Below are 24,143 nucleotides of genomic sequence, written 5' to 3' on the forward strand. Positions count from 1 at the left end.
CGTCTCGAATCGCGGGCGACGTCGCGGTCAGGATCGACGGGCCCTCAAGGCGAGGATGCTCCGCGCCGTCGCGAGAACGGCCACCTCTGGCGGGCGCGGTGCCCAGCCGAGCACGCGCTGTGCCTTGGCACTCGTCGTGTCACGCGGCGTGCCGAGCATGGTCAGGCTCAGCCGGACGTTGTCGTCGAACAAGGCGATGACCCGCACGACCCAGTCCGGGATGGTCCTGGTGGGTACCTTGCTCGCCACATCGCCGAGCTCGTCCCGGATCGTTCGCGCCATCTGGGGCAGGGTCATCAACCCGGCAGTCGCGATGAACCGCTCGCCTGCAGCGGCGGGGTGCGTCATCGCGCGCACGTGGAGATCGGCGACATCGCGGGCGTCGACGATGCCGATCGTCGCTCGGGGAAGAACGGGAGGGGCTCCGTCCAGCAGGGAGGCGATCGCCCCGACGGAGGTGCCGTAGTCGTCGCTGAGGACCGGTCCGAGTATGCCGGTCGGGTTCACCACCGCGAGCTCCAAGCCTTCACGCTCCGCGAAGTCCCACGCCGTGCGCTCGGCGAGCGTCTTGGACTTGGCGTACGCAGACACGCCGGGACCCTCGAGGTCCGTCCATGTGGTCTCCTCGTAGGGGGTGATCCTCGGGGGGTGCCCGTAGTCGATGGCTGCCAACGACGAGGTCAGTACGACTCGCCTGACGCCGCCGCGCCGTGCGGCGCGCAGAACGCGCAGCGCGCCGTCGCGTGCGGGCACGATCAGGTCGTCCTCACGCGCGGGTGGTGCGGCGGGGAAGGGAGAGGCGACGTGCAGCACGTACTCGCAGCCGCCGACGGCGGCGTCCCACCCGTCGTCCGCGGTGAGGTCCGCCTGCACGACCTCGACACCGGCTGCTGCGTCCGCGCCGCCACCTGTTGCCACCATGGAGCGCATGCGGTCCGCGCCGCGCTCGGAGCGCACCGTGGTCCGGACGGTGAAGCCGTCCTCCTGCAGGCGCAGGATGCAGTGCGCGGCGAGGAAGCCGCTGCCCCCTGTCACGAGCACGCGGTTCGTCATGACTGATTCCTTCTTTCGTCCGTGCCGGTATCGGAAGGTCGTCCGCTCGTTCCGATCGCCCCCCACGTCGCGGTGAAGCCCGCGTTGCTGCGGCTCTCGAACTCTGCGGGTTCGTGCGCGACGGCCTCCATGGTGGTGGCCGCCATGGCGGCCACCGTGGCCACGAGGAACTCGAGCGGCTGGTCCGCGAAGGGCCCCGCCGGTTGCGCTTCCGCGAAGAGCGAGTCCGCTCCCTGCATGGCCTCGATGCCGTCTTCGCGGGTCTGGGCGGTCAGCTCGTGGGATGCCTCGATCAGCATCAGCACGCGCTGCTTGTCGGGATCGGCGGCGCCCCACCGGATCCACCGCCGCCAACCCTCCCGGGCGCGCTCGCGCAAGGGTCCCGGAGGAATGGGCGGCTCGACCACTGCCGCGGCGAGGTCCCGTTTCAGGTGGAGGTAGAGCGCGTTGAGCAGCGTGGTCTTGGTCGGGAAGTAGTTGAACAACGAGCCGGCCGAGACCCCCGCCTCTGTTGCGATCGACGCGGTCGGTGCCGCGAGCCCGTCGCGTGCGATCGCTCGTGTAGCGGCTTCCAGCAGCGCCGTGCGGCGCTGGTCGCTCAAAGTTCGTGGCATCCATGTCTCCCATAAACGACTGAGTAGTCAGTCATTTATAGTACGACGGGCTGACGCGGGCGCCCGTCACCGTTCATGTCAGCGCTGCAGCTACTCAGTGCAGCCCGTAACTGCCTGGCTGACCAAGATCCAAGCGGCTCCAGTTCGCGCGTGAAACCAGCCGCTGACCATCCGGCCAAGCACTCGCCGCCCGCCAACCGAACCCCGCTACCACGACATCGTTGCCTGGCGACCTCAGCGGCACCGAGGAGGAGTTTGCATCCCCACGGGGAGGGTTTCGTAGTCGCGGTCGATGCGTGGCCAGGTCGCCCGTACTACCGATCCTGACCCACCCGGGGTTCATCGAGGACGTCAGACGGACCCTTGCGTCGCCACCTGCCTGTGGCGAGGATTCCCGCATGCCTGACGTGCTGGTACGAACCGCAGCCAACCGGCGAATGCTCGCCGACTTCTTCGACTCTCTCGACGACAGCGGGCTCGATTCCCCGAGCCTTTGCGACGCATGGACGGTGCGGGAAGTGCTTGCCCATCTGACGATGCCATTCCTGGTCGACCTCAAGGGTCTGATCTGGCGGGCCGTCCGCGCCCGTGGCTCGCTGGACCGAGCCAGCGAGTCGATCGCGGCGGAACTGGCGACCAGGCCGGTCGGGGAACTCACGAAGGTGCTTCGCGATCACGCGGAGGAACGTGTGCCGGCGCCGGGGGTAGGTCCGATGGGGCAGATGGCGGACGGGTGCCTTCACCTTCGCGACTGTGCTCGGCCACTCGGCCTCGCCGACGACGTGAGCGTGGCCGACTGGCGGATGGTGCTCGACTGGTTGCCGACCAGGCAGGCATCACGAGGAGTCGTACCGAAGGGCAGGCTGGACGGCCTGGCGCTGCGGAGCACCGATCAGGACTGGGCCTGGGGTTCGGGCGCCGCCGTCGAAGGCTCGAGCGAAGCGTTGGCCATGGCGGTCAGCGGCCGGGCCGTCGCGCTCGACGACCTCACCGGGCCAGGAGTCCAGACGTTGCGCGTCCGGCTTGTCGGAGGCTGACAGGCCACGTTCCTGACCGGCGTCGGGCATCCGTGATCTGTGCTCCCCCTTCGGTCAGGAGGCGAGGCGGGCCACCGCGTCGCGATCGTCGGGTAGTCCGACGCGCATCCGTGCCAGGTTCGCGTTGCCGTCACGCCGGTCCCAGAGGTCATCGTTGGCAACGAGCGCGCGCAGCACTGCCTTCTGGGCGTCGTCCAGGTTCTGCGGCGGGTCGGGCCGAACGCCAGGCTGGAACTCCACGTCGGGAAACACCCTGAGCAGGACTGGGCCCCAGGTCATGTTTGACCACAGACCGCCCTGCGCGACCCGGACCACGGACAGGCACGCGGGCAGGATCTCGGCGAGTGCGACGTCGCGGGCCAGGACGTTGGCCATCAGGCCGAAGTGGACTCGCATGTCGAATCTCGACGGACGGCGGGTGAACCACTCGTCCACCGCCAACGGGTCCTGCAGAGCGCCGACGAGCACGGCGGTCGCCGCGGCGGAGCCGGTGAGGGACAGGGCGGCGCAGGCACGGATCGCGGGGTCGTCGTCGGACAGCCACGGCGTGGTATCCACGCCGAGGTCACCCAGACCCAGGACGACCACCGCGCGCTCGTCCCGCCCGGACGCGGCCTCTACAGCGCTGAGCAGCGGCCCGGTCAGCTCCGCCCTGTCCGGCTGGACCGCTGCAAGCCGGACGTAGGCATCGAGGGCCGCGGAGCGCACGGTCTCGTCCTTGTCGGTCAAGAACGTCGAGACCGTTGTCAGTGCTTCGCCGCACGCCGCCGGCAGCTCGGCGATCGACCGGGCCCACAGGTAGTGGTTCAGCTCGGAGCCCCATACCGACTCGTCGTCCGCCGCCATCGCACGGTAGAAGGCGTCGATGTCCTCGTCCGTGGGTTCGGCGGCGTCCGACGGGTCAGTGTCCTCGTACCAGGACGCGCTGTCCCCGACCGCGTCGATCCATTCCAGCAGCGAGGTCAGGCGCGACCGCCCGTGCTCGTCTCGCCGACGCAGAACCTGGTGGTGCGTCTGGTCGTGCAGCGTCCCGGCCACGACCCGCAGGGCGGGCACCGTCGCCGGGTAGACGGTCCCCTGGTGCAGCACGGCGCCGTGGAGATGGTCGAGAGCGTTGCCGAACGCGGCCTCGTCGTCGGACACAAGAGCATGCAGATGCCGCGGGGTATCCGACGTGACGCCGTAGGCATGGAACAACCGAGACCAGTCCACCTCGTCAACCAGCAGCGTCTTCGTCGAACTCATGGCCACGGACCCTACAGCGCTGATGGAACCGTTTTGCCGTGAGCCACAGGAGATCACCCCGAGCGGACCTTCACATCGGAGTCACATCTGACCTGACTGCCGTGATCACTGCCGCATGAACGCGGTCACCATCGGTAGCACCAGGTCGGGTCGGATGACCTGCATGTGCTTCGTGCCTGGCAGGATCGCCAGCTGCGCGTTCGGCAGCAGCTGCTTCATCTCGACCGCGTGCTCGAGTCGGACGAAGTCTGTGTCGCCGATGATGATCAAGACCGGCATGGTGAGCCGCGCCAGTTGTTCGTCGGTCCACCCTTCGTGGTCGTGCACCGCCGCCTGGTATTTCTGCACGGACGGGTAGAAGCCCTCAGGATCTTGCGCCACCTCCTCGTAGGCGCGGATCATGGCCGTGCCCTCCTCCTCGGTCGGCATCCGCGGCGATTCCAGGTCCAGTCCGGTGATCTCGGGGTAGTAGGCCTTGGATCGGGTCGGCCCGAAGTGCGAGGCGGCCAGCACGAGCCGGCTGACCCGGTCCGGGGCCATGACGGCAACGTCGGTGGAGACCAGCCCGCCCAGGCTGTAGCCGAGGAAGTCGGCCCGCTCGATGCCGAGCTGATCGAGCAGTGCGATCACGTCCTGGGCGCTCTGCCGGATGGAGAACGGCCGGTCGCCGTCGGCCGTGTGCCCGTGCCCCTGCAATTCGATCCCGATCACTTTCCGTTCGGCGGTCAGCGCCGGCAGCAACGAGTCGAAGCTCAGATGGAAGGTCAGCGCGCCGCCGTGCAGCATGACCAGTGGCAGACCGGGCCTGTCGGCGCCGAGGATCTCGTAGTACAGGTCGATGCCGTTCACCGAGGCGTATGCACCTTGAGTCATGGCGGCGAGTCAATCATCCGGTTGGTCGGTCCGTCTTGTACCGAACCGAACGGGCGGATCACAACGCCAGAAACCCGATGCCTGCCCGCAGCTCGCTCGGGGTGTGACCGGTCGCCCAACGCATCGCCCGGGAGAGCTCCGGGTGATCGTAGTAGCCGCCGTCGGCGACCACGTCGGCGATGGGTCTCCCTGCCGTGAGGAGTCGAGCGGCGTGCTGGGCCTGCTCGATGCGGGCGAGCCTGCGGTGCGAGATCCCGACGGCTCGCTGGAACCGGAGCTGCGCGGTCCGTTCCGACATGCCGTGTGGTCGTTCGCCGTGCCGGATCTCGTCGACGACCGGGTCGAAGATCAGCAAGCCTGCGCGCACCAGCCGGTTGACGAAGACGTCGACGTTATGCGCGGTCGGCATCTCCCAGTCCCGGTTGTCGAGCAAGATCCGGCCGTCTGACAGGGTTGGCAGGAGCGCGTCCCTCAGGTCCGTCAGACCGGCGGGCGGGTAGAGCGGGAGATGGGCGCCGAGCCGGAACTCGACACCGAAGAATTCCGCGCCCTCTGGGCAGGGCAACGAGGTACCCCGTGTCTCCGGTCCGCGGAGGTGCACGGTCAATCGGCCACGGTACCGAGCGAACGCGATCATGGATGAGGCCTTGGCCGCCGAAGCGAACGAGGTCGTAGCGTCGCAGCTCGACGACCAGACCCGCTGCACCAGCGGGACGTCACCGACGACAGCGTTGAAGATCAGCCCCACGCGGCGCGATCTTATACGTGGCTTCCGCGTCCGCCGAGCTTCGCGTCCAGGTATGTCGTCGGCGCGTCCTGCGCCAGCACTTCGCGTGCGGAGAACCGCCGGAGAGGGGACGCTTGATGGCGACGGGACGCTGGTCAAGCGTCCCGCGGACAGGGAGGGCTCGCGTGAACCGGATCAAGAGGACGCTGGCAGCGGTTGCCGGCCTGACGATGCTGGCGACGGTGCTGACGGCGGCACCTGCCAGCGCGTGGACGCGTGTGGCCGGGCACTGCGTGGGGGACAGGGTCGACCGCTGCGTGTCGATCCGGCAGAACTCCACCGGGACCGTCTACGTGCGCGGATCGGTGTCGGACGACTCCAGTCGTCCCGGCGACTACGTCGTGCGGATCGTGGAGACCGACATCACGATGACCAAGGACTGGACGAATCCGCCCAGCGTCACGTTCTACCCGGTGAAGCGGAACTTTCCCTACGAAGACGTCTCGGACGCCCTGGCGACGCCCGCGTTCGACCTGTCCTGCGGCACGGACGTGGTCGGCAGTGCGAAGCTCCAGTGGAAGCCCAAGTCGGGTGGTTCTGTGGAGACCGGCTGGGTGCATGTGAGCGCCACCGTCTGCTGACCTGCTGGCGGTTGGCGTCAGCTGGCGACCAAGAATGCTTTCATCAGAGTCGTGGTTCTATAAGTGGCGCCATCGTCCACAACAGCCGACGCCCAGCGAGCAGCGACGGTTCTAGGTCGACGCCGCGCTCGCCAAAGTGTCTGAGGCCGCGCACGGCTTGCATGGCTCACCGCGTATTCATGCCTGTCGGTCCGCGGCGGCACCGTGACCGTCGCCCGGGGCTGGACCCACGGCGTGTCCATCACCGCAGAGGGCGGCGTGTGGGCTGTGCCCGAGCTGGCCCGGGAACTGGGCGCTCTCCCGCTCGACGACCCGTTCGACAAGCTCGAAGCCGCACTCGGCGCAGCCCTCGGTGCCAAGGGGCGCGATGCCCTCCAAGCAATGATCGGTGCAGATCTCGACAAGCGCTGAACCACGGCGCCGCGCTGAGCGACCCGGACGTCAGGGCCCTGGTCTACATCGACGCGTTCGTGCCTGACGTGGGCGAGGGCTTGACGGATTGCTCGGCGGACAGGGGCCGGTAGGCCCGACCCAGTTGTTCGACGTGGTCGCCAGCCCCGGTGCTTCCGAGGGGAACGTCGATCTCTACCTGAAGGACGCCGTGTTCGGGTAGGTGTTCGCCAACGGGGTGGCGGTGCTGGTCCAGGTGACCTTGGTGCGGGCTGTCGAGCAGATCCCGCACGTCGGGGCACTGTGCCGCACAACGCCGCGGACGTGCCGCCGGACCGGGGCGGATGGTAGTAAGTATTGGTGATCGTCAATTATGTTGACTAAGTGGTGCGCGTGTCCTACTGTCCCGGTAGTAAGAATCGGTGACTATGTGGGGGATGGCATGCAGAAGATCATTGCGGTGACCGGGGCGACGGGGTCGCAAGGTGGCGGGCTGGCTAGGGCGATCCTCGCCGATTCCGCTGGCGAGTTCCGGGTCCGCGCGCTGACACGGGACGTCAGCAGCACGAGCGCCCGGGCACTGGCGGCGGCCGGCGCCGAGGTCGTGGCGGCGGACCTGGACGACGAGGACAGCCTGCGCGGGGCTTTCGAGGGGGTGCACGGCGTGTACGTCGTGACCAACTACTTCGCTGAGCGCAGCGCCGAGGAGGTGGCCGCCAGGTCCGCGGCGGACATGGAGCTGGAGCAGGCGGGCAACGCGGCGCGCGCGGCTCGCGCTGCGAAAGTCCAGCACGTGATCTGGTCGACGCTGGACGACACCAGACCGCACTTCGGCGACAGCGGCCGGGTGCCTCTCCTGGACGACGGGCGCTACACGGTGCCCCACTTCGACGCGAAGAGTGAGGCCGACGAGCTGTTCCGCACGGCTGGCGTGCCGACCACCTACCTGCGGACCACCTTCTACTACGAGAGCCTGGCGGGGCCGCTGGCACCGGTACGAGAGGCGGACGGCACGCTCGTCCTGACGCTGCCCATGGCCGACAAGCGGATCGCCGCCATCGCCGCCGAGGACATCGGCCGGACGGCCCTCGGCATCTTTCGACGCGGACCACAGGAGTACGCCGGGCGCACCGTCTCGATTGCGGGGGATCACCTCACCGGAGAAGAGATCGCCCACGCGATGGCCAGCGCGATCGGCGAGCCGGTGCACTACCGGCCGCTGAGCTGGGGCGACTTCCGTGCGCTCGGATTCGCCGGGGCCGTTGAGTTCGGAAACATGTTCCAGTTCTACGCCGAGAACTCCGAGCAGTTCACCGGCGATCGCGAGCTCGACGTCGTGCGGGAGCTCAACCCCCGACTGCAGACCCTGAGCGACTGGCTCGAGGCGCACCGGGCCGAACTCCGCTTCTGACCTTATCCCTCCGCCCGATATCTGACCTGCCGCATACCCCAGGAGCTGACGATGTCCGTCCTTGAGATGACCACCTTCACCGTGACCCCGCAGAACACGCCCGCCATGCTGGCGGCCCGGCCCGCGATGCTGGAGGCATTCCGCGCGGACCGACGCGGGTTCGTCTCCGCCCGGCTGACTCGCATCGACGAGACCACCTGGCTCGACCTGGTCGAGTGGACAGACGACGCAGCCTGGGACGAGTCGCGGGCCAAGGGCGCCAACCGCCCGGAGATTGCCACGTTCTTCGCGACGATCGACGCGGTCACCGCCTCCGATCGCGGCCTGCGCTACGACGACGGCGCGGACGGCCCGCGCAGCGTGCGGACGGTTGCATACGGCCCGGAGCCGTCACAGGTCGGCGAGCTCTACCTGCCGGACGGCGAGGGCCCGTTCCCCGTCGTGGTCGTGGTCCACGGGGGCTACTGGGCCGCGATGTGGGACCGCCGGCAGATCACCGACGTCGTCGACGACCTGGTGGGCCACGGGTACGCCGTCTGGAACATCGAGTACCGTCGGATCGGCGAGCCTGGCGGAGGCTGGCCCGGCACCTTCCTCGACGTCGCCGCCGCGGTCGACGCCCTCGACGGCCTGGACCCGGCGCTCGACACCGGTCGTGTCGTGCTCCTCGGACACTCCGCCGGCGGACACCTGGCCACGTGGGCCGCGCACCGGGCCGCCCTCCCGCCCCAGGCACCCGGCAGCCGCCCCCGGATCGACCCCGTCGGCCTGGTCTCGCTCGGCGCACCGCTCGACCTGCGGGCTGCCGATGCCGAAGCCTTCGGCGCCGCCCTCGCCGACCCGGACGCCGCCCCGCCGAAGGACGCCCCTGACGCCGCCCGGCCCGGGGCCTGGCCCGTCGTGGCCGGGCTGGTCGGGGCGGGGATCGTGCCGCTCCTGGTCGGCGCTCGCGCAGACGAGCGACCCGACCGCTACACCTGGACATCACCGACCGAGCTCGCCCCTGCCGGTGTCCCAGTCCTGGCCGTCCACGGCACCGCGGACGAAGCAGTCCCCGCCGCGTGGAGCCGCCGCTACGTCGACAAGGTCACCGCCGACGGCGGCACCGCCCGCTACGTCGAGGTCGAGGGCGGCACGCACTTCGACGTCGTCCACCCCGAGCACCCCGTCTGGACGACCGTCACCGGCTGGATCGACCAAGTGCTCGCTGCGCGCCGCCAGCAGCAAAGATGGCCCGCGACCGCGCAGAGTTCCTCGACCGTGCCTGGACCGATCAGCCCACTACTACACCGGTGAGGTTGTCAGTGGCGAAGGACGAAGATCCTACGCGCAGGACGCCCAGACACGGCCGGGGCACGTGCGGCCCCCACGCGCGGTATCGCTCTCCGGGTCGACGAGCGGACATAACGGTGCCCTCGTGTCCCGTGCGCCGGACCTGGTCCCGGGCCCCGTCCAGACCGGCCACCGCCTCTCTCTTATAGGGTGCTTTCAATCCATGGGGTGGGAGGCATCGGTGGCGGAAGGCAGGACGTCGGCAGGCGGGCAACGTCGGGACGAGTCGACCGACCTGGGCGTGCTCGCGGGAAGACTGCTGTTCTCAGTGCAGGGCGAACTGTTCCGCCGTCTGCACCGAGAAGGGTTCGACGACATCGCACCGCGGCACGGTGCGGTGCTCGCCTACCTGCGCGCGGACGGTATCCGTGCCACCGAGCTGGCTCGCTTGTCCGGGCAGCACAAGCAGGTCGTGGGCAAGAACGTCGACGAGCTGGAGGCGTTGGGCTATGTCGAACGCCGGCCCGACCCGGTCGATCGGCGTGCGAAGCTCCTGGTCCCCACCGAGCGCGGTCTGCGGGAGATGCGCAGGGCCGACGCGATCATGGCAGAGATCGGTGAGCGGCACCGACGCCGGCTCGGACCAGAGGCTTACGCACGTTTTCTCGAGAACCTGCGGTCGGTGGTGGAGCACCAGCGTGAGGCCGAGGAGTCGGCCGGCTCGAGCTGAACGCTCGCGGTCCCGGCCAGCTCAGTCAGGTCTCGAACAGCACGCGTGAAGCGCCTGACCCGTGTTCCATGGCCTCCATGGCCTGCACGATCCGCTCCTACGGATAGGTGGCACGGACGTCATACCGCAGATCGCCGACGGCGAGAGCCGCCGGGAGGTCAGGGGTGGCCCGCTGGTTCGGCGACTCGGGGAAGACGTAGTTGCTCAGGAAGTGGACCGTCACGCCCTTGACGACCAGCTCCCAGAACGGCACGTCCGGCCTAGGGTCAGCCGTCACATACGGCGAGATCGAGCCGCCGTACCGCAGTAGCGTCACCCACCATCGCCGGCGGCCCCCGCTCGTCGTCCCACGCTGCTCTCATCACTCTTCTTTTCGTCGAGGCGCCAGCGCGACCACGGTGAGCACCCCGATCACGCCGATCACCACCGTGGCTGCCGCGACGAGCAACCAGGCGCCCGCCGTCGACCAGACCGTGGACGCGTTCGACAGCATCCGGACGCCGAACGTCGCGCTCGCCGCGGCGGTGAACGTGAAGGCCCAGAACCCGGGTGTAAACGGCTGAGCAAGGTATCGCGGGAGGAGGAACAGGTGCGGCAGGACCACTGCCACCATGGCACCGGCGAGGGCGAGCCCGACGTACCCCACGTCCTGTCCGGAGAGGACCCACCACGCGTTACCCGCGACCGCGGGCGGTGCGGCGAAGATCGCGAAGGTGGGTAGCAGCCCGCCCGGCAGCTCCGGGCCGGACAGCACCCGCGCCAGGAGGGCGGCGCCGAAGAGCGCCCAGAACAGGGCGCCCGAGCCGAAGGCGGCCAGTGCGACGTCGTGAGCCCCGATGGTCGCCAGGGTCTGCGCGGCGACCAGGCCCGCAGCGACGGTCGGAAGCAGGTACCCGCCGTGCACAGCACTGAATCCCGGAGGCGCGGTGACGATTCGCGCCAGGAACCAGCCCCCGAACAAGGCGCTGCCGCCGACCGCCACCCAGACCAGCACGTCGCTCACCACCGGCGCGAGGCCGGCCAGGTGCGCACCCAGCAACATCGGCGGTAGCGGGACCAGAGCCGCGAACGGCCCCAGGACCGGGTGTCGCAGGTCCTGGACGACATGGCTCAGGGTGCGTGCACCAACGGCGTAGGTGCCGATCGTGCCGATCCACACCAGCATGGCCAACGCCCACAGCAACTCGCCGAGCAGGGGCGGAGAACCGAGCAATGTGGCTGCCTCGGTCCATGTTCCCGCCAACCCCGCGAGGCCGAACGACATGCCGAAGTAGTTGAGCGGCACTCCGGTCCGCGTCGGCGCGGAAGGGCGTACCCCGGTGAGCGGCGCCGGCGAGACTGCGGCATCCGGGTAACCTGCTGCGCTCGTCGACATGCCACGACCTCCGGAGACAGGGAAACAAGTTAGTCATCAAGGAAGATAGTCACCTTCTATTACTTCCACAAGCAGCGGCGCTGCGACGTCAACGCCTCGACATTCCGGCTGCGCGCTGTGGGCGGTGTTCTGATCGCGGCTGCCCACCGCTGCTCAGCGGCTCCTGCCCGAGTGCCAGTGCGCGCAGAACGCGATCCGCGAGTCGGGCACGCCGCCGCCCAGGCGCTGCGCCCGGGCGGGCTGATCCAGCCTTTTGGCGAGCAGGGGCGGCCGGGCGGCATGGCATCGAGTGGTGAATCGGGGCGGCTCGTAACTGGATGGCTCGCTGTCACGGTCGAGTGGCAGGGTCGGCGGCCATCCATCCGACGATCGTCAGGACCTAGTGCGGACCGAGCGCGAGCCGGCGTCGAACCAGGCGATGGCATCGCCCTTCGTAGCGTTGTACTTGGCTGCCGAGGCGGCCGGGATCCTGACCCGGCGTTCGCTGATGGCCGTGGCGCCCCAGCGGTGCGCCACGGCAGCGGAAGAGCCGCACAGAGCGCCGCCCGTGGGCCCTTGCCATTGGTCAAGATTCTTGACTATCCTCAACTGGTCAAGATCGTTGACTAATTTCGAGGAGGAGTCATGCCGGTGATGGAGGTGACGCGACTGCGGGTCGCGTCGGACAAGGCGGCCGCGCTGAGCGAGGCGCGGCCCGCGATGCTGGCGGCGTTCAGCGAGCGGCCCGGGTTCGTCCGTGCGGACCTGGTGCGGCTGTCGGAGAACGAGTGGCTCGACCTGATCGTGTGGGAGAGCTCGGCGGACTTCGCGGAGTCGCGGCGCCGTGGCGCGGACTCTCCGGCGGTGGCGACGTTCTTCGCCGCGATCGAGGCCGTCGTCGCGGGGGAGGAGGGGCAGCTGTGGGAGGCATGATGCGTGCCGCTTGGTACGAGCGTCAGGGACCGGCCCGGGCCGTGCTGCAGGTGGGCGAGCTACCCGTGCCCGAGCCGGGGCCGGGTGAGGTCCGGGTGCGTGTGGTCGCGTCCGGGATCCATGTCGGTGACACCGGCAAGCGGCAGGGCCACTGGGGCTCCACGATGGCGTTTCCTCGCGTCGTCCCGCACGGCGACGGTGCGGGCGTCGTGGACGCCGTCGGACCGGGCGTCGACGAGGCCCGGATAGGGGAGCGGGTGTGGGTCTTCCTCGCCCAGTCCTACCGGCCGGGCGGGACGGCGGCCGAGTACACGACAGTGCCGGCCGAGCATGCCGTGCCGTTGCCCGACGGCATCCCGTTCGAGCAGGCCGCAGGTCTCGGCATCCCGGGCATCACCGGACACCGGGCGGTCTTCGCGGGCGGCTCCGTCGTGGGCCGGAACGTGCTGGTGACCGGCGCGGTAGGCGCCGTCGGGCGAGCCGCCGTCGCCTCGGCGCTACGCGGCGGGGCCACGGTCGTGGCAGCCGTCCGCTCGGAGACCCAGCTCGAGCAGGCGCGCGCTCTCGGGGCTCAGCATGCCGTGCTCGCGGGGCCGGGGATGGCCGGCCGGATTGCCCAGGCGATCGGTAGGGAACGGCTCGACCTGGCGGCAGACGTCGCGTTCGACGCTGACGTCAGGGAGATCCATGAGGTACTGCGGTACGGCGGCGAGATCGCCACCTACGCCTCGGTCGACGCCGAACCGCGCGTGCCGTTCTGGCCGCTCGGCTTCAAGAACGTCACCGTGCGCTTCCTCAGCAACGACGACTTCCCTGAGGAGGCCAACCAGCACGCCGCACGGGACCTCACCGCGGCCCTCGCGGACGGCACGTTGCACTACCCGGTTCGGGCGCGCTACCCGCTGGACCGGATCGTCGAGGCGCACGAGGATGTCGAGCACGGATCGGGCGCGACACGCGTCATCCTGGAGCCATGAACCGACGACCGGACGCTGCCGCTGCCGACACCACTGCCGCTACCGGGACCGACAGTACTGGCCGGCCGGTCCGGCCGCGGACCGACCTGCCGATGGCGACGACGCGGCTGCTGCTCCTGCTGCAGGGTGAGATGTTCCGCCGCATCGCCGAGGAGGGGTTCACGGACGTCCGGCCGCGCCAGGGCGCCGTTCTGGCCTACCTCACGCCCGAGGGGCGGCGTCTGTCCGAGTACGCCGAGCTGTCCGGTCAGCCCAAGCAGATCATCGGCACCATCGCCGACGAGCTGGAGGAGGCGGGCTACGTCACGCGGCGGCCGGACCCCTCCGACGGCCGGGCCAAGCTCCTGGCACCGACCAAACGAGGGCTCGCCGAGCTGGAGGCCTCGCGGAACATCATCGCCGACCTGGAGGCGCGAGTGGCCGACGAACTGGGCGAGGACGGCCTGGCGACGCTCGTGGACCACCTGGTCCGGGCCGCGCGTGCGGTCCGGGCTGCGCGGGGGGACAGCACGCGGGAATAGTCGTCGTGAGGAGTGCTCTTGTCGTCCGCGGACGATGAGACCGCGCCCTCGTACATGCGGACAGGGCGATGGCTCTCATGGGTGCTCGTTGCCGTGTCTGACCGCATGCGGGACGGTGACGGCGTCCCGGATCCAGCCGGTGCTGTGGCCCAAAGGTCGTTCATGTCGCACACCCGGGGGCTCACTCATCCAAGGTGCCCGCATGAAGAATCGGTGCCGACGAAGCTTGAGGTGCCGCCTGGGTGTGCATCCGTAGGACGACGGTCGCGGACGGCGGAGCCCTCTACTCCGGCCGGGCGCGCAAGCTCTACAGATCGACGCGGCCAGACTCGACTCGGTCGAACCGCTCGCGGTTGGCGTAGATGTCCATGCGGTGGTCGTAGGCCCATGTGGCCAGGGCGAGGACGGCGCTGAGCAGGGTGCGCCCGAGCTCGGTGAGGGCGTACTCGACGCGGGGAGGGACCTCGGCGTAGGCCGTGCGGGTGATCAGCCCGTCGCGGATCAGCTGCTTGAGGGTGAGGGTGAGCATGCGCTGCGAGATATTCGGGATCGCCCGATGGAGGTCGGTGTAACGCAGCGCCCCGTCGCCGAGGGTGCCGATCACGAGCACGGTCCACTTGTTACCGACCCGATCGACGATCTCCCGGATGAGGTCGGCGTCGTCCTCCCATCTTGCGCACGGCCCAGGCAGCGTGAGGTTGGCGGCGCGGAACTCCTCGACTGTCGGCATGCTCGGTCCTCCTTGCGGTGCGCACATCAATGTGCCTTTTGTAGACCCCTCAATGCTGACGCATCATGTGGTTACACACAAACAGTAGGAATTGGAGATCGAGATGAAGGTCGAGATCTGGTCGGACCTCGTCTGCCCGTGGTGCGGCCTGGCGAACCACCGACTTGACGCGGCACTTGAACGCTTCGAGCATGCGGACGAGATCGAGCTCGTGCATCGCTCGTTCATCATGTCGCCGGGTCTGCCCGGAGGCGAAGGCATCTCCCAGCGCGATCTGCTGCGTCAGGTGGGCAAGGTCGGGCAGGCGGCCGAGGACTACATCCGTCCGATCGAGCGTCTCGCGAAGCGCGACGGGCTGCAGCCCTACGTCGTGATGGATCGCATCATGGGCAACACGCAGGTGGTCCACGAGTTCTTCGCCTACGCGAGCGACCGCGGCATGAACGCCGAAGCGTGGCACAAGGCGTTCCGAGACCACTGCGGTGTGGGGCGGAACCTCTTCGACGTCGACACCGTGGTCGCCTTCGCCGGCGAGCTCGGTTTCGAGGCGCAGGACGTGCGCAGCGCGCTGGAGACCGGCACCTACCGTGACCGCGTGCGGGCAGACCATGATGCGGCGCTGCTACTGGGAGCTCAGGGGGTCCCGTTCACCGTCGTGAACGGCCGGTACGGTCTGGCCGGTGCCCAGGAGATCGACACGTTCCTCCAGGTCATCACGCGCGCCTGGGCCGAGGAGCACCCGTCCGAGAAGAGGGACATCGGGACGATGGCCTGCAGCCGGATGTGACCCTGATCCGGGCTTGTGACCTGGGGAGAGGGTGAACTGACTGGTCGGCCGTATCTGCCCGTTGAGGTGGCGCTCATTGTAGGTATCGGTAGTTCCCAGCTGTCGGAGGCCGGCATGACCGCGATCACTGCTCCGCCATCGGGGCCGGTTCCCGGTGTGGTCACGGACGACGTCGGCCGGATACGCGCAGCCCTGGCAGTGCAGGTTCCGGCCAAGGCGAGCAAGAACCTGTTGATCGGGACGTGGAACCTGCGCGCATTCGGCGACCTCACCCACAAGTGGCGGTCGACTCAGGACGACAGTCCCAAGCGGGACTGGCACGCCCTGGCCTGCATCGCCGAGGTGGTCCAGCGGTTCGACGTGACCGCCGTCCAGGAAACCCGGCGCAACACCACTGCACTGTTCGCCCTCCTGCACCTGCTCGGTCCGCGATACAGGGTCATCGCCTCCGACGTCACCGAGGGCGGTCCCGGTAACGGCGAGCGTCTGGCCTACGTGTACGACGCCGAGCGCGTCCAGCCGTCCGGCCTGGTGGGTGAGCTCGTTCTTCCCGCTGGTGCTAGCAGTGACGTGGATCAGTTCGCCCGCACCCCCTACGCCGCCGGCTTCGTCCGTGACTCCACCGAGTTCATCCTGACCACCGTCCACGTGCTGTGGGGCAAGAAGCCTGCCGACCGGATCGGTGAGCTGAGCGCCTTCGCCGCGTGGATGCGGGGTTGGGCTGACCGGCCCGAGGACTGGAACCACAACCTGCTGGTTCTGGGCGACTTCAACCTCGACCGCATCGACGACCCCCTGTTCGACGCGTTTCTCTCCACCGGGCTCTGGCCGCCGGCCGAGCTCAACGACGTTCCGCGCACCATCTTCGACAACGACAAGGACCATCACCAGTACGACCAGATCGCCTGGTTCAGCGACCCCACCCAGCCCGAGACCCCCTCGCTCCTGGAGGGTCTGACCTACACCGGGCACGGGGGCAACTTCAACTTCCTCCCACACGTATTACGCAACCTGACCAAGGCCCAGGCATCCTGGCGCATCAGCGACCACTACCCGCTGTGGCTCGAGTTCGCCACCGAGTAGTGCGTCTTGAGTCCTGAGTCTCGGCAATCGTGAACGTAGCCTCAATCTCGCCTGAACCGGTAGGCGAGGGTCTTCCTTACTCTCACCTACTGGCGGGTTCACGCTGATTGCATTCAGGCACAGTGAATGGTGAATGGCCCGGGCTGATTTCCGCGCATATCACAAGTTAGTCGGCATGGCGCGCCCGTCTCGTGCGAGCCTGAGGGTCCGAAGAGGGAGGTTCCTTGGCAACGACTGAGGACGTCTGGGCGCACGAACTCCGGGTCGGCAAGAACAAGGTGAGGCAGCTGCTCGTCCGAGCCGCTACCGACCTGGAGTTGCGGACGGCGGATGACGGTGGCATGGAGATCCATTCGGCCTTCGGGACCTGGCCCGCGAGAACGGCCCGCGCCGACGGTGGCGACGACACGCGCTTGACTGCTGTGCTTACAAGCCGAGACTCGGTCACGTGGACTGGCAGTCAAGACCTGCTGGCGCCCGAAGCGGTTCGCGCATCGTTCGACGAAGCGATCGTGTTCACCCGGTTCGACCGCGAGAACAGCCTTCGGCGCCCGCAGCTCGGGGCGCTCCACGCGGTCATCGGTCATCAGATGTCTGGGCTGGCCGAACCTGCGACCGTCGTGATGCCGACGGGCACGGGCAAGACCGAGACGATGCTGGCTTGGATGGTTGCCGAGCAGCCGGTTCGACTCCTGGTAGTCGTGCCGTCGACCGCCCTGCGTGACCAGCTCGCCTCGAAGTTCGAGACGCTCGGGGTCCTGCAGCACCTTGGGATCGTTTCCCGCTCAGCGTTGCGGCCTTGCGTGGGGAGACTTGGTGGTCGCCTCGATGACAAGGGAGCGGTGAGCCTGTTCGTGGAGGCGACGAACGTCGTCGTCGCGACCGTCGACGCAGTGCACGCGATCCCGGAGAGGGTCCGCGAGTTCTTCTACGAGCAGTTCACGCACCTGATCGTCGACGAGGCGCATCACGCTCCCGCTACGACCTGGGCCGAAATCGTCCGCGGCTTCGATGGGCGGCCGGTCGTCCTCTTCACGGCTACTCCTTTCCGGAACGACGGTCGACCGGTGCCCGGCCGTACGGTCTTCCGGTTCCCGCTGCGTGAAGCGCAGAGGGACGAGTACTTCAGCCGGATCGACTTCAGGTCGATCCTCGACTTCGACGACGATGATGAACCGATCGCCCGGGCTGCGCTACGGCGCCTGCGATCCGATCTGACCGACGGCTGGAGCCATGTCCTGCTTGCACGGGTCAAGTCACGGGCTCGTGCCAAGGACGTCCACGAGCTCTACTTGAACCTTGCTCCCGATTTGAAGCCCACCGTCTTGCACACTGGCCTGTCTGGGCGTGAGCGCAAGGCCGCGCTGAGGGCGATCCGCAGCGGCGAGAGCCGCGTGATCGTCTGCGTCGACATGCTGGGCGAAGGGTTCGACCTGCCGACTCTAAAGGTCGGAGCGTTCCACGATCCCCACAAGTCCTTGAGCCCGATGATCCAGCTCATCGGCAGGCTGGCCCGCACGAGCGCAGACGTGCCCATCGGAACAGCTAGCATTTTCGTCCGAGAGCGGGCTGACGGGAAGCTGTCGCCGCTGCGTGATCTCCTGCGCGAGGACCCGGACTGGAACACGCTCCTGAGTGACATCACTGAGCGGGCAACCGAGGAGGCCGAACGGATCAAGGAGTTCGAGGGCTCGTTCACAGGCGTCCCGTTCGACGTCCCGGTCAGCCTGCTCGAACCCAAGATGAGCGCGATAGCGTTCGAGGCGCCCGTCGAGGAGTGGGACCCGCAGGCGGCGCGACGTCTCTTCAAGAGTGGGGCCATTTTCGACGAACTGATCGCCACGAGCGCGGACGGTGACGTCGCGTGGTTCGTGATCGAGTCCGTGACTGACCTCCGATGGGGCGACGTCCCCACGCTCCAGTCCGCCACCTACAGCCTCGTCGTCATGCACCTCGACCGTACGAACGGGCTGCTCTATATTCACGGGTCAGACACGAAGCGAAAGTACGATGACCTCGCCTCGGCCGTCCTCGGGCAAGAGGCTGCGCAGCCGATCAAGAACTACGACACGTTCCGGGTCTTCGACGACCTGGAGCGCATCATCCCGACCAACATCGGGCTGCTCGACTCTCGGGACCGTGACCGGCGGTTCACCATGCTCGTCGGGTCCAACGTCGAGGAAGCGCTCCACGACGCCGAGGCCCACCACAAGACCAACACCCACATAGCGACGAAGGCGGTCGACAACGGGAAGGACGTCACGATCTGCGCGTCGGTGGGGGGCCGGTTCTGGTCCATGCGATCGGCGGAGAACCTCGCGGAGTGGGTCGCGTGGTGCCGGGCGCAGGGCAAGAAGCTGCGAGATGGGAGCATCGACGTTCACTCGCTGTTCCGCACGATGATCGTCCCCATCGCCGTCACCGAACGGCCTCCGCACTCGTTCATCGCCATGGAATGGCCATGGCGCGTGTACCTCGGTTCCAGCCTCCAGATCCGCAGCGGCACGCAGCTCTTCGCGATCACCAACACCGAGCTGCGCGTCGACGACAACTCCGAGGCCGGCGATCTCCAGTTCTCGGTGGTCCTTCCCGACGAGACGGCGGTGTCTTACGAGGCGACGTTCAACCAGACCGGCGTGCACTACAGGACGAAGGGCGCCCGCGACCTCGACGTCGTGGGCGGAAGAGGGCAGAGCACGCCGCTCTCGGCCTGGCTGAACGACAACAAGCCCACACTCTTCCTCGCAGGCGACCGAATGATAGACGGAGGCGACCGACTCCTGGGGCCGCGCGACGACCTGCCCCCTTACCCCCGCGACAAGCTGAAGGCAGTTGACTGGGTAACCGCAGGCGTCAACATTCGCGTCGAGTCCCAAGGTGCGGCGAGGGACCCCCGCTCGATCCAAGCCTTCATGGTGAAGTACCTCCTTCGGAACCAGACCTTCGACGTCCTCATCGACGACGATGGATCGGGCGAGGCCGCAGACCTCGTCGGCCTCCGGGTCGACGGCAAGGACCTCGTCATCACTCTCGTGCACTGCAAGTACTCCGGCAGCGACACGCCCGGTGGCCGTTTGTCAGACCTCTACGAGGTGTGCGGACAGGCCGTGCGGAGCGCCCGATGGCGCGACAAGGGCGCCGCCGCCCTCCTCGCACACCTGCAGAGGCGAGCTGGCATGCGCTACCGAGTTGGCCGCGACGTGTTCGAGGTCGGCAACCGTGAAAAGCTTCACGACCTTCAGTCGAGAAGCCAGCGACTCTTCCCGCGGCTTGAGACACTCATCGTCCAGCCCGGACTGAGCATCGACCGATCGACGGATGAACAGCTCCGGCTGATCGCGGGAGCAGCGTCCTACGTGAACGCGGTCACCAAAGGTGGACTCCACGTCTACTGCTCAGATTGAAAGCGGTACGCGGTGCACAGTTGAACGTCTGAGTGGTGCCCGTTTGGGCGTTGGCGCCTGGACCGTAGCCGGAGTGCACGTGAAAGGCCGTCTCCGGGGACGGAGACGGCTTTTCGTGGGTGGCCACCCGGAAAATCATCTGGCGCGGTTGCGCCCACCACCCGGCGCTAACGATAAGCGGTCGATCGACATCACCCATCTTTGCCGCGCCACGCCGGGCTGCGTTGACCCGTGTGGGTCGCCGGACACCTCAGAGGCTTATGGCGTGGGAGAGTGTTGCGACGCGGGAGCGGTGGGCGTGAGTGTTTCGAGGATGGTGGCGGTGCGGGTGTCGATGGTGGTGTCGGTCTCGATGTAGTGCTTCTTCGTGATCTCCGAGCTGGTGTGGCCCAGGAGCTGGGCGGCGAGGTCTGCGCCGGCGGCGCGGTTGATCGTCGTGGCCACGGTGCGCCGGAAGGTGTGTGGTGTCACTCCGGTGATGCCCACAGAGGCGAGGACGTCGCGCAGGCGGCGTCGGATGTTGTTCGTCGTCAGTGGTGTCCCGTTCCGGGTCCGGAACAGGAGGGTGTCGGCAGGGTGGCCGGCGAGGTCGACCATGCGGTCTGGAAGGGCTGTGGCGGTGTAGGACGGGATCGCGATCCGGCGTACCGATGTGCGGGTCTTCGGGTGTGGCTGCCGGTAGGTCGGCTTGCCCTTCGGGGACACGATCGTGCCTGAGACGTTGACGGTGGCGGGTGTGGTGGTCAGGTCGATGTCGCACTTGCGTAGCGCGAGGGCTTCCCCGATGCGCAGGGAGGTGCCGAGCATGACCTCGATGATTACCTCCAGCTGCCCGTCTGGCTTGGGGCCGGGCGCCCTGGTGCCGCGGCGCCAGGTGCGGGCCGCGGCCCGGATGGCCTGGATCTGCTCCAGGGTCAGGGCGGTGGGCTGGGTGGCGGGTCGCTTGAGGTGTTTGGTGCCGGTTACGGGGTTCTTCTCGATCGCTTCGTATCGGTGTGCCATGCCCGACGCGAGGTTCAGGACGACCTTGGCGTGCTTGGCGCGGGAGTAGGACTGTTTCGCGAGGGTGCGCAGGAACCGGTCGACCTTGCTGATCGTGATCTCCCGCAGCACGAAGTGCTCGAACACTGGCAGCACGAGTGTGCGCATGTCCCGCTCGTAGAGGTCCTTCGTGCCCTGGGCAAGGTCGGGGTCGAGCTCCAGGTCTTCGAGCCACACGCGGACCAGATCGGGGAACGGGCTGTGTGGGTGGAGCTCGCTGAGACCGGCCATGCGTGTGCGGTGGGCGAGCTTGATCTTCAGTCCTTGCTCCGCGGTCTCGGAGCTGGTGCTGGTGGCTTCTACGGGTCGTAGGACACCGTCTGGGTCCCGGAACCTCGCCCATGCGGTCCAGGACCGCGGGCCGTTCTGAGTGGTGTTGATGCTGCCGAACGTCCCGACCGGAATCCGCGACCTAGCCACCACACATCACCGCCCCACCAAAGCTCGCGGTGAGGGCAGGTCGCCTGGACGAGTGGGGGAGAGATTCGCGTGAGCTCGGTGCTCGCAGGCTGTAGAACCCGACAGGACGCGACGGAACCCGAATCAACCTGGGTGTGGGGGAGGGTCCACCTGCGTCGGAGTGCTCAAGGTGGAGGGAAAGCGGAGAGTGGTTCAAGTCTCGGAGACCTCTCAGGCCCGGGATTCGTTGGAATCCCGGGCCTGATCTGTCGGGCTGACAGGATTTGAACCTGCGACCCCTTGACCCCCAGTCAAGTGCGCTACCAAGCTGCGCCACAGCCCGCGGTCGTTTCGAGCATGCTCGACACTACCGGTTTTGGCCCCTTGGGGCCGACGGAAATACTACCCCAACTCCAGCCCTGTGCCCGACCAGAGTGGGAGGTGCCACCGCCCAACGCGCAGATCAGCCCACGACGGGCGCCATGCTTCGCCCGCGTGCTCGGCCCCGGCCGGGACGGCGGTGCGGCCGCAGGGACGGCGGTGCGGCCGACGGGATGGACCCGCCGACCGCACCGTGTTCCGCGCCTGCGCGTTGTTACGCGCCGGCGTCCTCGGTGAACAGCCGGGGGAGGAAGTCGATGAGCGACTTCTGCCAGACGTCCCAGCTGTGCGGGCCCGGGACGATCGGTGCGAACTCGTGGTTCACCCCGCGGCTCTCCATGGCGGCGATGAGCTGCAGCGTCGCGCCGTAGGTGAAGTCCTGCACGTCACCCGAGTAGACGCGCAGCAGCTTGGTGCCCTCGTTGATGGCCTCGACGTCCGCCGTGGCAGGCGGCGCGCCGAACGCCGACATGGCGCCGATGTACCCGAACTTGCCCGGGTGCGCCCAGAGCGTGCTGAGCGTGTGGCCCGAGCCCATCGAGAGGCCCGCCAGAGCGCGCTGGTCGCCCTCGGAGCTGATGTTGAACTGCTCCTCGGCGGCCGGCACGATGCGCGTCGTGACCTCCGTGGGGAAGTCCACGCCGTTGCCGTTGGCCATGACGACCACCATCGGCACGATGTTGCCCCGCAGGTAGTGGTTGTCGAGGATCCGCTGGACGTACCCCACCTCGACCCAGTCGGTCCACGTCTGCCCGCCACCGTGCTGCAGGTAGAAGACCGGGTACTCCTCGGCGCGGTCGGCGTCGTAGCCCGGGGGCGTCCACACGTAGGCCGAGCGCTGCGAGCCACCGCCCGCGGTGCTCGGGTAGCTCATGACACTGACCTCGCCGCGGGCGTCGGCCGGCACCTGTGCCGTGTACTGGGCGCGGACCGTGTCGCCGTCGGCGGTGAAGGTGCTCCACGTGGGCTCCGAGGTGACCTTCGTGGGGTTGCCGGCGTCCTTGTGGTCGACGCCGTCCACCACGAACTTGTAGTAGTAGGAGCCGCCCTCGACGGCCAGCGAGAGCCGCCACGAACCGTCGTCCTGCTTGACCATGTGGGTGCGCGGCCAGCTTCCGGCCGGGCCGAAGTTGCCCCAGACGGTGATGTTGTTCGCGTCGGCGAACTCGGGGCCGACCTCGAAGGTGACGACACCGTTCTCGTCGACCCACGGCGTCGGGGTCGTGCCCGCCGCAGGCAGCTCGTGCTTCACGAACGGCAGGTGTCCCTCGCTCGGCCCCTCGTCGTCGACCTCGTGGAAGAGTCGCCCGGCGAAGTCGTGCAGGTTCTTCTGCCACGTGTCCCACGTGCCGCCGGTCTCAGGGTCCGACCCGTCGGACTGGAACTCCACGCCGGCCTTCGTCAGCCTGTCGGCCAGCGCGACGGTGTCGTTGTAGGCGGGGTCGGTGACGTTGCCCGCGTACACGCGGACGACGTCGGTCGCGTGGTTGATCTGCTTGGCCTTGCCCCGCGAGATCGGCTTGTCGTAACCGGCCGAGAACGAGGCGACGCCTCCGAACTCTCGCGGCTTGTCCACCACGGCGCTCAGGGCCGCCTCCCCGCCGCGGCCGATCCCGGCGATCGCGCGGTCCGATCCCTCGTCGGAGACGTTGAACGCACGCTCGACGGCGGGCAGCAGCTCCTTCGTCACGCCGGCGGGGCCGGGTGTGCCTGCGTCGCCCATGACGACCACCATCGGCTCGGCGTCGCCGTCGAGCGTGAGGTTGTCCATGATCTGGCCGAGCCGGCCCAGCTCCACCCACTCGCGGTAGCTCTGCCCCTCGTCCTGCAGCAGGTACAGCACCGGGTACTCTCGCGCGCGGTCCGCGTCGTAGCCCGGGGGCGTCCACACGAGCGCTTCCTTGTCGCGGATCGGGCCCTTGCCGTACTCGAGGGTCTCGAGCTCGCCGCCGCCTTCCACGTCGTCGAGCCACTCCGCACCCGGCCCGGGGACGAACAGGGTGCTGTACGTGGGCTTCGACGTCACCTCCTGGGGTGCGTCGGGGTTACGGAACGCGACCGCGTCCTGGTTCGCGGCGGGACGCGCGGCGTACTGGTAGTAGTACAGGCCGGGCTCCAGCGGGCCGAGCGTTGCGGTCAGGTTCGACCCGCTGGCCCCCATGTTGAGGTCGGTCCACGCCCTGCCCGGGCCGAAGTTGCCCTGCACCGCGACGGGGCCGCTCTCGATCCCGGTCGCCTCGGTCACCACCGCACGGGGCACCGTGAAGCGGTAGACGTCCGAGATCGGGTTGTTCGGCACCTCGCTCACCCACGGGTCCGCGCCCACCGCCTGCGCGGCCGCGGACGGCGCCACGAGCAGCGCACCGGCCGCCACCGCGCTCGCGGCCGCGGCAGCGAGCGTCTGCCGTCCGCGTCGGACCGCCTGGGCGGGTCTTGCGTGAGATTCCATCGCCATTGACTTGCCTCTCGTTCGAAATCGATATCGGCACACGAGGAACGGCTCCGTGCCGTGCCTCGCGCATGACCGGCACCCGTGCGGG

The 24,143-nt window shown here is 68.3% G+C and carries 22 protein-coding genes and 1 tRNA gene; 12 read left to right on the forward strand and 11 right to left on the reverse strand.

Annotated features, from left to right (window positions below; all coding sequences use genetic code 11):
* Positions 1 to 27: 27 nt before the first annotated feature.
* Both ACFWE2_RS03845 and ACFWE2_RS03850 read right to left on the reverse strand, forming a co-directional pair.
* Positions 28 to 1,053: an NAD-dependent epimerase/dehydratase family protein gene (locus ACFWE2_RS03845; protein ID WP_377222888.1), complete on the reverse strand. Its 1,026-nt coding sequence runs from the start codon at positions 1,051 to 1,053 to the stop codon at positions 28 to 30.
* Positions 1,050 to 1,655, reverse strand: a complete 606-nt coding sequence (locus ACFWE2_RS03850; protein ID WP_377222889.1) for a TetR/AcrR family transcriptional regulator — start codon at positions 1,653 to 1,655, stop codon at positions 1,050 to 1,052. Before ACFWE2_RS03850 ends, ACFWE2_RS03845 begins: the two co-directional genes overlap by 4 nt.
* Before the next feature lie 410 nt (positions 1,656 to 2,065).
* Here ACFWE2_RS03850 and ACFWE2_RS03855 point away from each other — a divergent pair, with 410 nt between their 5' ends.
* Complete coding sequence (locus ACFWE2_RS03855; RefSeq protein WP_377222890.1) at positions 2,066 to 2,704, forward strand: maleylpyruvate isomerase family mycothiol-dependent enzyme; 639 nt, start codon at positions 2,066 to 2,068, stop codon at positions 2,702 to 2,704.
* Between the two features lie 54 nt (positions 2,705 to 2,758).
* Here the strand turns inward: ACFWE2_RS03855 and ACFWE2_RS03860 are convergent, their stop codons facing one another.
* The 3 genes from ACFWE2_RS03860 to ACFWE2_RS03870 form a co-directional block, all read right to left on the reverse strand.
* The gene (locus tag ACFWE2_RS03860) at positions 2,759 to 3,949 is read right to left on the reverse strand and encodes a hypothetical protein (RefSeq protein WP_377222891.1); all 1,191 of its coding nucleotides are present in this window, start codon (positions 3,947 to 3,949) and stop codon (positions 2,759 to 2,761) included.
* 105 nt (positions 3,950 to 4,054) lie between these two features.
* Positions 4,055 to 4,798 carry an alpha/beta fold hydrolase gene (locus tag ACFWE2_RS03865; RefSeq protein ID WP_377222892.1) on the reverse strand — a complete coding sequence of 248 codons (744 nt, stop codon included), beginning with the start codon at positions 4,796 to 4,798 and terminating at the stop codon, positions 4,055 to 4,057.
* Positions 4,799 to 4,880: 82 nt separating this feature from the next.
* Positions 4,881 to 5,570: a helix-turn-helix domain-containing protein gene (locus ACFWE2_RS03870; RefSeq protein WP_377222893.1), complete on the reverse strand. Its 690-nt coding sequence runs from the start codon at positions 5,568 to 5,570 to the stop codon at positions 4,881 to 4,883.
* A 164-nt stretch (positions 5,571 to 5,734) separates the two neighbouring features.
* Here ACFWE2_RS03870 and ACFWE2_RS03875 point away from each other — a divergent pair, with 164 nt between their 5' ends.
* The 5 genes from ACFWE2_RS03875 to ACFWE2_RS03895 all read left to right on the forward strand — a co-directional run bounded on the left by ACFWE2_RS03875 (position 5,735) and on the right by ACFWE2_RS03895 (position 9,993).
* Positions 5,735 to 6,190 carry a hypothetical protein gene (locus tag ACFWE2_RS03875; protein ID WP_377222894.1) on the forward strand — a complete coding sequence of 152 codons (456 nt, stop codon included), beginning with the start codon at positions 5,735 to 5,737 and terminating at the stop codon, positions 6,188 to 6,190.
* Positions 6,191 to 6,424: 234 nt separating this feature from the next.
* Positions 6,425 to 6,601, forward strand: a complete 177-nt coding sequence (locus ACFWE2_RS03880) for a hypothetical protein (protein WP_377222895.1) — start codon at positions 6,425 to 6,427, stop codon at positions 6,599 to 6,601.
* A 421-nt stretch (positions 6,602 to 7,022) separates the two neighbouring features.
* Positions 7,023 to 7,991 (forward strand): NmrA/HSCARG family protein, encoded by a 969-nt coding sequence (locus ACFWE2_RS03885; RefSeq protein WP_377222896.1) that lies wholly within the window; start codon positions 7,023 to 7,025, stop codon positions 7,989 to 7,991.
* Between the two features lie 51 nt (positions 7,992 to 8,042).
* Complete coding sequence (locus tag ACFWE2_RS03890; RefSeq protein ID WP_377222897.1) at positions 8,043 to 9,287, forward strand: alpha/beta hydrolase family protein; 1,245 nt, start codon at positions 8,043 to 8,045, stop codon at positions 9,285 to 9,287.
* A 217-nt stretch (positions 9,288 to 9,504) separates the two neighbouring features.
* Entirely contained in the window at positions 9,505 to 9,993 is a 489-nt protein-coding gene (locus ACFWE2_RS03895; RefSeq protein WP_377222898.1) for a MarR family winged helix-turn-helix transcriptional regulator, read from the forward strand.
* A gap of 97 nt (positions 9,994 to 10,090) precedes the next feature.
* Here ACFWE2_RS03895 and ACFWE2_RS03900 read toward each other — a convergent pair whose 3' ends face one another.
* Together ACFWE2_RS03900 and ACFWE2_RS03905 are read right to left on the reverse strand one after the other, a co-directional pair.
* Complete coding sequence (locus ACFWE2_RS03900) at positions 10,091 to 10,309, reverse strand: hypothetical protein (protein WP_377222899.1); 219 nt, start codon at positions 10,307 to 10,309, stop codon at positions 10,091 to 10,093.
* 45 nt (positions 10,310 to 10,354) lie between these two features.
* Entirely contained in the window at positions 10,355 to 11,368 is a 1,014-nt protein-coding gene (locus tag ACFWE2_RS03905; RefSeq protein ID WP_377222900.1) for a transporter, read from the reverse strand.
* A gap of 624 nt (positions 11,369 to 11,992) precedes the next feature.
* Between ACFWE2_RS03905 and ACFWE2_RS03910 the strand changes: the two genes are divergently transcribed.
* Genes ACFWE2_RS03910 through ACFWE2_RS03920 form a run of 3 tightly spaced genes read left to right on the forward strand, consistent with a single transcriptional unit; the run spans position 11,993 to position 13,778 of the window.
* Entirely contained in the window at positions 11,993 to 12,280 is a 288-nt protein-coding gene (locus ACFWE2_RS03910) for an antibiotic biosynthesis monooxygenase (RefSeq protein WP_377222901.1), read from the forward strand.
* Entirely contained in the window at positions 12,277 to 13,257 is a 981-nt protein-coding gene (locus ACFWE2_RS03915) for an NADPH:quinone reductase (RefSeq protein WP_377222902.1), read from the forward strand. The genes ACFWE2_RS03910 and ACFWE2_RS03915 overlap by 4 nt, the downstream gene beginning before the upstream one ends.
* Entirely contained in the window at positions 13,254 to 13,778 is a 525-nt protein-coding gene (locus tag ACFWE2_RS03920; RefSeq protein ID WP_377222903.1) for a MarR family winged helix-turn-helix transcriptional regulator, read from the forward strand. Before ACFWE2_RS03915 ends, ACFWE2_RS03920 begins: the two co-directional genes overlap by 4 nt.
* Positions 13,779 to 14,085: 307 nt before the next feature.
* On the opposite strand, the gene ACFWE2_RS03925 is transcribed toward ACFWE2_RS03920, so the two are convergent.
* The gene (locus ACFWE2_RS03925) at positions 14,086 to 14,508 is read right to left on the reverse strand and encodes a winged helix-turn-helix transcriptional regulator (protein ID WP_377222904.1); all 423 of its coding nucleotides are present in this window, start codon (positions 14,506 to 14,508) and stop codon (positions 14,086 to 14,088) included.
* A gap of 103 nt (positions 14,509 to 14,611) precedes the next feature.
* On the opposite strand from ACFWE2_RS03925, the gene ACFWE2_RS03930 reads away from it, so the two are divergent.
* From ACFWE2_RS03930 to ACFWE2_RS03940, 3 genes are all read left to right on the forward strand, one after another.
* Complete coding sequence (locus tag ACFWE2_RS03930) at positions 14,612 to 15,295, forward strand: DsbA family protein (RefSeq protein ID WP_377222905.1); 684 nt, start codon at positions 14,612 to 14,614, stop codon at positions 15,293 to 15,295.
* Between the two features lie 114 nt (positions 15,296 to 15,409).
* Positions 15,410 to 16,378, forward strand: coding sequence for an endonuclease/exonuclease/phosphatase family protein (locus tag ACFWE2_RS03935; protein ID WP_377222906.1), 969 nt, complete (start codon positions 15,410 to 15,412; stop codon positions 16,376 to 16,378).
* Between the two features lie 224 nt (positions 16,379 to 16,602).
* Positions 16,603 to 19,782 carry a DEAD/DEAH box helicase gene (locus ACFWE2_RS03940; protein WP_377222907.1) on the forward strand — a complete coding sequence of 1,060 codons (3,180 nt, stop codon included), beginning with the start codon at positions 16,603 to 16,605 and terminating at the stop codon, positions 19,780 to 19,782.
* A gap of 258 nt (positions 19,783 to 20,040) precedes the next feature.
* Here the strand turns inward: ACFWE2_RS03940 and ACFWE2_RS03945 are convergent, their stop codons facing one another.
* The 3 genes from ACFWE2_RS03945 to ACFWE2_RS03955 form a co-directional block, all read right to left on the reverse strand.
* Positions 20,041 to 21,054, reverse strand: coding sequence for a tyrosine-type recombinase/integrase (locus tag ACFWE2_RS03945; RefSeq protein WP_377222908.1), 1,014 nt, complete (start codon positions 21,052 to 21,054; stop codon positions 20,041 to 20,043).
* A 437-nt stretch (positions 21,055 to 21,491) separates the two neighbouring features.
* A tRNA-Pro gene (locus tag ACFWE2_RS03950) sits at positions 21,492 to 21,565 on the reverse strand.
* Positions 21,566 to 21,817: 252 nt separating this feature from the next.
* Positions 21,818 to 24,052, reverse strand: coding sequence for an alpha/beta hydrolase-fold protein (locus ACFWE2_RS03955; RefSeq protein ID WP_377222909.1), 2,235 nt, complete (start codon positions 24,050 to 24,052; stop codon positions 21,818 to 21,820).
* Between the last annotated feature and the right edge of the window lie 91 nt (positions 24,053 to 24,143).

This window comes from Promicromonospora sp. NPDC060271 (genome assembly GCF_042726755.1).
Taxonomy (GTDB): domain Bacteria; phylum Actinomycetota; class Actinomycetes; order Actinomycetales; family Cellulomonadaceae; genus Promicromonospora.

Coding starts and splice junctions, on each gene's coding strand:
- ACFWE2_RS03845 (WP_377222888.1), bottom strand. CDS start 1,053: ATGACGAACCGCGTGCTCGTGACAGGGGGCAGCGGCTTCCTCGCCGCG.
- ACFWE2_RS03855 (WP_377222890.1), top strand. CDS start 2,066: ATGCCTGACGTGCTGGTACGAACCGCAGCCAACCGGCGAATGCTCGCC.
- ACFWE2_RS03860 (WP_377222891.1), bottom strand. CDS start 3,949: ATGAGTTCGACGAAGACGCTGCTGGTTGACGAGGTGGACTGGTCTCGG.
- ACFWE2_RS03885 (WP_377222896.1), top strand. CDS start 7,023: ATGCAGAAGATCATTGCGGTGACCGGGGCGACGGGGTCGCAAGGTGGC.
- ACFWE2_RS03890 (WP_377222897.1), top strand. CDS start 8,043: ATGTCCGTCCTTGAGATGACCACCTTCACCGTGACCCCGCAGAACACG.
- ACFWE2_RS03905 (WP_377222900.1), bottom strand. CDS start 11,368: ATGTCGACGAGCGCAGCAGGTTACCCGGATGCCGCAGTCTCGCCGGCG.
- ACFWE2_RS03910 (WP_377222901.1), top strand. CDS start 11,993: ATGCCGGTGATGGAGGTGACGCGACTGCGGGTCGCGTCGGACAAGGCG.
- ACFWE2_RS03915 (WP_377222902.1), top strand. CDS start 12,277: ATGATGCGTGCCGCTTGGTACGAGCGTCAGGGACCGGCCCGGGCCGTG.
- ACFWE2_RS03920 (WP_377222903.1), top strand. CDS start 13,254: ATGAACCGACGACCGGACGCTGCCGCTGCCGACACCACTGCCGCTACC.
- ACFWE2_RS03925 (WP_377222904.1), bottom strand. CDS start 14,508: ATGCCGACAGTCGAGGAGTTCCGCGCCGCCAACCTCACGCTGCCTGGG.
- ACFWE2_RS03930 (WP_377222905.1), top strand. CDS start 14,612: ATGAAGGTCGAGATCTGGTCGGACCTCGTCTGCCCGTGGTGCGGCCTG.
- ACFWE2_RS03935 (WP_377222906.1), top strand. CDS start 15,410: ATGACCGCGATCACTGCTCCGCCATCGGGGCCGGTTCCCGGTGTGGTC.
- ACFWE2_RS03945 (WP_377222908.1), bottom strand. CDS start 21,054: ATGGCCGGTCTCAGCGAGCTCCACCCACACAGCCCGTTCCCCGATCTG.
- ACFWE2_RS03955 (WP_377222909.1), bottom strand. CDS start 24,052: ATGGAATCTCACGCAAGACCCGCCCAGGCGGTCCGACGCGGACGGCAG.